At 45.5% G+C, this 2,343-nt stretch carries 3 protein-coding genes; 1 reads left to right on the top strand and 2 read right to left on the bottom strand.

The genetic code is table 11. From position 1 onward, the window contains the following. A partial coding sequence (locus tag R7P72_RS23605; protein WP_318110777.1) for a helix-turn-helix domain-containing protein occupies positions 1-184 on the top strand: 184 nt, incomplete at its 5' end. 36 nt (positions 185-220) lie between these two features. Here the strand turns inward: R7P72_RS23605 and R7P72_RS23600 are convergent. After that, a complete protein-coding gene (locus R7P72_RS23600) occupies positions 221-1,429 on the bottom strand; it encodes a GGDEF domain-containing protein (RefSeq protein ID WP_318110776.1) in 1,209 nt (402 codons plus the stop codon). Positions 1,430-1,504: 75 nt separating this feature from the next. Beyond that, the coding region (locus tag R7P72_RS23595; protein WP_318110775.1) for a branched-chain amino acid transport system II carrier protein at positions 1,505-2,343 on the bottom strand (839 nt) is incomplete at its 5' end.

Here is a 2,343-nt window from a genome sequence, read left to right as displayed (position 1 = left end):
TCAAGCGGGTGTTCCGTTGATGATTCAGTTGCACAACTTTGAGCGCAAAGTGTTGCATGAATCCTTAGTGAGTCACCAAGGACGGATTAATGAAGTGATGCAAGAGCTCGATTTACCACGCCGCACCTTAAATCAGAAAATGCAAAAATTTGGTCTGAATCGCTCCGATTACACCGATTCGTGAATGGAATAATAGGAGCGATGTCGTTTTACCTTTCCGTTATGCGCTTTTGGTCGGTGTTTGGATGAACTTGCCACCCTCCTCGCTTCCATCTTGGAATGTCGTGACTTGATTTCGCCCGGTGTGCTTTGAGCAATACAGTGCTTCGTCGGCTCGGGTGAGTGCATCTTGCAAGCTGTCATTGGGCATTAGCTCGCTGATGCCGAAGCTCATCGTGACTTGGTTTTTAAAAGCAAGCAGCGACGTCTCACGTTCAATGCTGCGGCGAACTAACTCGGCATAGGCTTTCGCGTTTTCGGCATTGGCAAGCAACACAATCATAAACTCGTCACCACCAAAGCGAACGGTACATGCTGACTCTGGTAACGTTTGTTTAAAAATCGTGGCGATGGTTGCCATGACTGAGTCGCCAGTGGTGTGTCCGTATTGGTCATTAATGGTTTTAAAATCGTCCACGTCAGTCATAACGATGCTGATAGGCGTATTTTTTTCGCGTGCTTGATTCACAAGGTTCGGCACAATGACTTCCATTGCACGTCGATTGTATAACCCAGTTAATGCATCCAAATGAGAAAGATCGTTGATGGATTTCACCAATCTTGCGTTGATCAACCACAACATACTAAAGCTTAAAGCAACAATGAGGCAGATACTAAATAGAAACGTCAGCTGGTGGATGATACCTGCATTCATAAAACTGGTGACTTCTGGTGCCCAAATGCTCCAAACGGTTCTGCCCGCCATAAAAGCACTAAACCCAAAGAAGGCGTACGCCATCACTTGAACGGGCAGTTTTAGATCGTCTCTTTTTCCCTTGATCATCGCAACGCCACTGCAGAAGGTGACTAAGCTCAAGTAGATACTAAGAAAAATGATTCGGATACGAATAGATGGCGAATAAAATGTGAAGTAATAAAAAAGGCCACCGAATACCGGTACCAGAAACGTGAGTACATGAGCGCACTTGAGAGGGAATTTACGGAAAATGCTTACACCATATAACGTGAGCAAAAAGCCGATGATAATGATGGTATTGGAAAGAATGATCGTCAGCCAATCTGGGGCTGAGTCACGAAATCCCAATAAAAACGGGCCTAAGCCAATAAACAACAGAGAAATGGCGAACGTTTTTAATCCTTTAATTTTGCTCTGAGTATATTGATAGCAAAGCAGGCTAATAGCATAGATACAAGAAAACAAAATGATAATAAAGTTGAGGGTTCTTATATCTAAATAGTGACTCTCCATATGTGCTCCACAGCGAACCATTCCTCGGGCAACTCCTTTGCCCGTCATCAATAAACGTCCAGTATGTTAGCGTAATTATAGAATGATGTCTTCTGCTTTTTTAGTGAACAAAAGTCCGACCGTTGCCATGATGACACTAGGTACAATCCAGCTCGCGAACTCATTATACAAAGGCATGTTGTGGCTCATCCATTGGTCTGCAGCTTCTGGCATGTAGCCCAAAATGTGCAGAGCATCGACACAACCAAATGCTAGTGCGGTGAACGCGGTAAGCACCAACATGAACTGAGACATTTTGTTGCGAACGGGCGCCATCATCATCAAAGCAATCGCCACAGGATGAAGTGCCACAACCGCAGGTAAAGTGATTGCCAATAGCTGCTCTAAACCGATGTTGGCGATAAAGCCTGAAAGTACCATGGTGATGACGACACAGCTTTTGTAGTTCACTTCGCTAAAGGTGTTGTCATAGAACTCGCTGCCTGCGGTTGTTACGCCAATCGCTGTGGTTAAACAGGCCAATACCATGACTGCACCCAACAACACCGAGCCAAAGGCACCAAAATGGTTGAAGGTGAACGCCGTTAAAATATCGCCACCATTGCTAAACTCTGAACCTAAGTAAGAGCTAGTGGAACCGATGTAAGACAACGAAATGTAAACAAACGCCATCGCGACAGCGTACATTAAGGCTGCAATTAGAGTGTATTTCGCCGTTGCTTTCGGGCAGTCCACTCCCATGCTGCGGATGGCACGGAAAATGATCCAACCAAAGCCAATTGAGCCCAACGCATCCATCGTCATGTACCCTTGCGTCAGACCTTCTGCAAACGCACCACTCACGTATGGGCCACTGGCTTGTGTCAACTCGCCTGCTGGGTAAATCAAGGCAGTGACAGACATGATGATCAAAA

This window comes from Vibrio sp. Vb0888, assembly GCF_033338835.1.
In the GTDB taxonomy this organism is placed as follows: domain Bacteria; phylum Pseudomonadota; class Gammaproteobacteria; order Enterobacterales; family Vibrionaceae; genus Vibrio; species Vibrio alginolyticus.
Note: the sequence above shows the minus strand (reverse complement) of the source record. Positions and strands in the feature narration are given on the sequence as shown.

Excerpts from the sequence above, each read along its gene's own strand:
- R7P72_RS23600 (WP_318110776.1), bottom strand. The coding sequence starts at position 1,429 with ATGGAGAGTCACTATTTAGATATAAGAACCCTCAACTTTATTATCATT.